We start from the raw sequence: 5,284 nt of genomic DNA, 5'->3' as shown, positions 1-5,284 counted from the left end.
GCCTTTATACAACGGAAAGTTCGCCCACCACGGCTACTCTTTTCAACTCCGCTTAGTTCTTTTTTATCATGGATTCACTGTCGCTTAACTTGTTTTCTGATTCGTTTTCATCCCGCCACTCATCCCTGTAAACGGATAGAGTGCGGGACTTCTCACTCACATTAGTTAAATTAATTTCAAAGGCTTTAGGCATGTGGAACAATCAATTACTTGTTCGTACTTTATCGATCGCAATTCTGACCTTACCACTAGTGAGTACGACCTTTAATGCAGGGGCGATCGCTGAAACCACCTTTGGACAATTAGGGCAAGATGGCAGTCGGGGCAAGGATGGGCGCAATGGGCGCGATGGTCAAGACACCAAAATTATCCTCGATGGCAAACCTGCGGTCTATAATCTCACAGGGATCATGGGAGATGATGCCCAAGATGGTAAAACTGGGCGATCGGCGAGTATGTGTGAGCAGCCCTATCGTCCTGAGTATTCGTTAGTGGGCGCATCGGGTGGTCGTGGCGGCGATGGTGGCAATGGGGGGCGTGGCGGCAATGGTGGAAACGCGACGGTCTTTTATACGGATGCCACCGCCCTTCAGCAGCTAGAAATTCGTAATTCGGGCGGCAAAGGCGGTCGCAATGGACGTAGTGCGTTGGGTGGAAAGGGATGTGAGTGCCAAGAAACGGAATGGCGGATTAAATATTGTGATTGGGAAATTACCCGTCGTCCTTTTAATGACGATAAAGCTGAATGGCAATCCTATTCTAAGGATACGAAGCTATGCTATCGATCAGGCGATGATTACGATCGCCAATCATCGCGAGTATCGGAATATCGTCGCGATGATTGGCTCTATCGGCGCACCTATAAAGGCGTTTCTCGCTCTGACTACTATTCCTGCCGTAGAGGACTTGACGGAGAGAATGGTAATGACGGACGCGATGGCGAGATGGGTAGTTATGGAAAAATTACGCTCGTACCGCGTTTAGATATTCCTGCGGAGGTGATCAGCGATCGCACTCCCTTAGCCGATGCGATCGGGAAGAAAGTCGGTCTGATCAAAAATATTTGGGTCGAGCGCAATGGTTTAACTAAACTGCTGCGAGCTAGTTCTGATGTATCTGATCGCTATACCTATCTCAAAGATACCGCACGACTATTCTATCGATTTGACTGGGCAGCACCAGAAACACCAAAAACATTAGGGATCGATCGCGTGGAGATTGGCGCGATCGCTAATGTCCGCAACGAAGCAGCCGAAATCCAGTATCAATTGCCAGGAACCTTAGAATATCAAGTTCTGCCTGCCAACTCCGCCGACAACCTGCAAGTCGTCAAGATTACAGGAGGCTTTGCCCCCGACCGTGTTAAGTCATTTCAAGTGCAAAGTGTCTCAGGAGTCGGAAACGATAACCAACTAATTTTGAGCGATCGGGGCAATGTGCGCGAATTACTCAAGGATACCCAGATCGAAGTGCAATGCTTTAGCAAACAATCGGCGACGGGAGTAGTGGCAAACGATTATGTCAAACGGCGCAGCATTACTTTCAAAATTCCTCCCAAATTGCAGCCCAGTGATGGTGCGATCGTCAATGGCAATACCTATACCCTCCCCGTTGGCAGATACTGTTCTCCTTGGCTAAAAGCCGATTATAACGTTGGCTATGGCATTGTCATCAATCAAATCACCAAGAGCGGCACAAAATACGATCAAAGCATTGATAAGTCTTTTGTTGTTGGTAAAAATTAAGGAGGTAATACCAAATTAAGAAATGGCGTAGCCATTTCTTAACTTAAAAACCCTTACAGGGTTTGGTTTTTAATTCACAAAAGTGTTGTCACACTTTCGTGAATTGGTATAAGGGTTCTGATTATGTGCTGGATAAGTGCTTGATAAGTGCGTATATAGCTACAGTCACTTGACTTAGTACAAATCAAACCCCAAGAATTGATTGGCGGTGCGAAGCACCGCCAATCAATTCTTGGGGTTTATGTCCTATTAGACTTGGCGACAGCTATAAGTGCTTATGCAAAATAAATTATCAAAACCCGTAAAGTTGCGCCCCGTAGAGGCGCAACTTTACGGGTTTTGGTTTGTAGTAATTATGCCTAGCTACTTATTTGGTTTTTATTACCCCTTCTATGAGATTCTGGTATCAATACAGACCCTGCATAATCTGCAAAAGTGCTTATGAGTTCGATTCGTGTTGTCCTAATTGAAGACCATGACCTGACCCGCATGGGCATGAAGATCGCTTTGCAACAGCAAGGAGAGCTTCTGTTTGTGGGGGAAGCGGCGACGGGTGCAGAAGGCGTTGCCTTAGTAAACAGTCAACAGCCTGATGTGGCGATCGTCGATTTGGGCTTACCTGATATGGATGGTGTTGAGGTAACGCGCCAAATTAAGGCGGCCGCCACCGAAGCAGGTAGAGCCACTAAAGTTTTAATCCTGACCCTTACCGATAGCCAAGAAATCGTATTAGCTGCCTTCGCGGCAGGTGCCGATTCCTATTGCATCAAAGATATTAGCTCGGAAAATCTCGTTCAGGCACTGAAATTAACTGCTGAAGGGAATTCGTGGATCGATCCTGCGATCGCCAGCATTGTTTTGCAACAGGTGCGCCGCCGCGAGGCTACTGTGGAAATTGATGCTGCCGAAGCTGACTACAAACAGGTTCTAGAAGCTACACCCCTGACCGAACGTGAATTAGAGGTGTTATCTGAGATCGTTAATGGTAATAGCAATGCAGAAATTGCCGAACGCCTTTACATCACAGTTGGAACGGTCAAAACCCACGTTCGTAATATTTTAAATAAGCTATGTGCTGACGATCGCACTCAGGCAGCCGTAAGAGCGCTCAGAGCTGGATTGGTCAAGTAAAGCACTACCAGCAATTATCGATCAAACGAACCACAAGGAAATTTTTGAAAGCATTGCGAAGCAATGCTTTCAAAAATTTCCTTGGTTTGGGTTTGAGCGCAAAGCGCTGTAGGATAAGGGCACTGTAAAGCACTGCCCTCATCCTTTAAAAAAATTTATCTAAATTACATCATTAAAGTTTTATATATGGATGTACAGATTTTAAGGTGCATCCATGATCTCTTCGATTTTGCGTGGTATTGCCCAAATATTAAATTTCCTTGCGACTAAGTTGTCCGACTTAGCAAATTTAATATTGCGGCGATCGCCTTCAAGTAAATATCCCCTATTACCTCAGAACGATCCCGAAATCGATCGACGACAGGCTCTGCTCAACCAGTCTAGACAGCTCTATCAATATAACTACACCTATGTCGCCCCCTTGCCGATGGTCGAAAAAGTGCCAACTGGCGAGCAGTTCTCATTGTCTTGGGGCTTATTGGTAGGAAAGGCAGTTATCGAAATTTTATTAAATGATATTGCGAATCCTTTCCTCTTGAGTGAAAAGGGTAAAAATGCCTCTAAAGCTAGGCAACAAGACTTCTCAAAACGTTTACTTGAAGCTGGCGTTGCTCAGTCGAATTCCGCAATAATAGGTCTGCTGTCAGAGATTCCCACCCTATTAGAGACCGAACCCACCAACGTCGAAGGTTCAAACATTAAGGAATATAACGATCTTTTTTGGATTATTTCTTTGCCCAAGATCAGTCAAAATTTTACAACTAATTCCGAGTTTGCAAGGCTCCGCGTCGCTGGATTTAACCCTGTGACGATCCAACGCATCAAGACCTTAGATGCGAAATTTCCTCTCACGGAAGATCAATTTCAAACGGTGTTAGCGGGGGACTCTCTCGCTGAGGCTGGAGCACAAGGTCGCTTGTATCTGGCTGATTATGCAGAGCTAACGGCGATCGCGGGTGGTACTTTTCCTAAGGGAGCGCAAAAGTATATAAATGCACCTTTGGCATTGTTTGCCGTTCCCAAAGGACAGCAGAGTTTGACACCGATCGCCATTCAATTAGGGCAAGACCCCAGTGCTTATCCCATCTTTGTCTGTCAGGCTGATGATGAACCGAACTGGCTTCTAGCTAAAACCGTTGTCCAGATTGCTGATGCCAATTACCACGAACTGATTAGCCATTTAGGTAGAACCCATTTATTTATCGAACCCTTTGCGATCGCGACTAATCGCCAACTTGCCAGCAATCATCCTTTGTACATTCTGCTCAAGCCTCATTTCCAAGGAACTTTAGCGATCAATGATGCCGCTCAATCGGGACTGATTAGTGCTGGTGGAACCGTGGATAGTCTACTAGCGGGAACGATCGCTTCCTCGCGCACCCTGTCGGCACAGTCCGTTGAAAACTATAACTTCAATGAAGCGATGTTGCCTGTAGCCCTGAAAAAGAGGGGAGTGGACGATGTCAATATGCTGCCCGATTATCCCTATCGCGATGATGCTTTATTGGTCTGGGGAGCGATCGCAACTTGGGTCAAAAACTATCTATCCATCTATTATTTCAGCGATACCGATGTCATGAGAGATGTGGAACTGCAAGCATGGGCAAAGGAAATTACCTCGATTGATGGCGGGCGCGTCAAGAGTTTTGGTCAAAATGGTCAGATTCAGACCTTTGATTATTTGGTCGATGCGGTGACATTGCTGATCTTTACCAGCAGCGCCCAACATGCGGCAGTAAACTTCCCTCAAGGCGATTTGATGGACTACACGCCAGCAATTCCGCTAGCAGGCTATACTCCCGCACCAACGGCAACCACTGGTGCAACGGAAGCAGATTTCTTTGCCATGCTACCGCCCATCGACCAAGCTAAGAGTCAATTGACCATGACCTATATTTTGGGCTCTGTTTATTACACGACCCTAGGCGACTATGGTTCAGATTATTTCAACGACGATCGCCTTCAGCAACCCTTACGCGATTTTCAAGATGGGTTAAAAGCGATCGAGTCTACAATTAAGTCGCGCAATGAGACTAGGGCTGCTGATTACAATTACTTAAAACCATCACGGATTCCTCAAAGCATTAATATCTAAGTAGTGCTAAATAGATAAGGATAGGCAGAACGAAGTGCTGCCCATCCTTATCTATTTAACTCCTTCTAGTTAGGCATAATTAATATAGCTAAGCCAAATAAGGGACTTGCTAGTAATTAACGTACCTGTGGCTTCGACTCCGCTCAGCCAACGTTGGCTGAGCGGAGTCGAAGCTAGATAACTGGGTGGGACATTTTTTATCCGCAAGAGCCTAAGTTAAGACATAAAACCCAGAAGAGTGTTGCGGCGCTTCGCGCCGCAACACTCTTCTGGGTTTTGTTTTTTGTCCTAACATAACTGGCTACTGCTATAC

Annotated in this window: 3 protein-coding genes; all 3 read left to right on the top strand. The window is 46.0% G+C overall.

What is annotated here, in order from left to right; translation table 11 throughout:
- Nucleotides 1-191: 191 nt before the first annotated feature.
- Complete coding sequence (locus AC805_RS20545) at nt 192-1,745, top strand: hypothetical protein (protein WP_055077133.1); 1,554 nt, start codon at nt 192-194, stop codon at nt 1,743-1,745.
- A 441-nt stretch (nt 1,746-2,186) separates the two neighbouring features.
- On the top strand, nt 2,187-2,876 hold the full coding sequence (locus tag AC805_RS20540; protein WP_055077132.1) for a response regulator transcription factor: 690 nt from the start codon (nt 2,187-2,189) through the stop codon (nt 2,874-2,876).
- A 214-nt stretch (nt 2,877-3,090) separates the two neighbouring features.
- On the top strand, nt 3,091-4,971 hold the full coding sequence (locus AC805_RS20535; protein WP_055077131.1) for a lipoxygenase family protein: 1,881 nt from the start codon (nt 3,091-3,093) through the stop codon (nt 4,969-4,971).
- Nucleotides 4,972-5,284 lie beyond the last annotated feature (313 nt).

This window comes from Pseudanabaena sp. 'Roaring Creek' (genome assembly GCF_001402795.1).
In the GTDB taxonomy this organism is placed as follows: Bacteria; Cyanobacteriota; Cyanobacteriia; order Pseudanabaenales; family Pseudanabaenaceae; genus Pseudanabaena.
The sequence above is the reverse complement of the archived record's forward strand: the minus strand, read 5'-3'. Positions and strand labels throughout refer to the sequence as shown.

Coding starts and splice junctions, on each gene's coding strand:
- AC805_RS20545 (WP_055077133.1), top strand. CDS start 192: ATGTGGAACAATCAATTACTTGTTCGTACTTTATCGATCGCAATTCTG.
- AC805_RS20540 (WP_055077132.1), top strand. CDS start 2,187: ATGAGTTCGATTCGTGTTGTCCTAATTGAAGACCATGACCTGACCCGC.
- AC805_RS20535 (WP_055077131.1), top strand. CDS start 3,091: ATGATCTCTTCGATTTTGCGTGGTATTGCCCAAATATTAAATTTCCTT.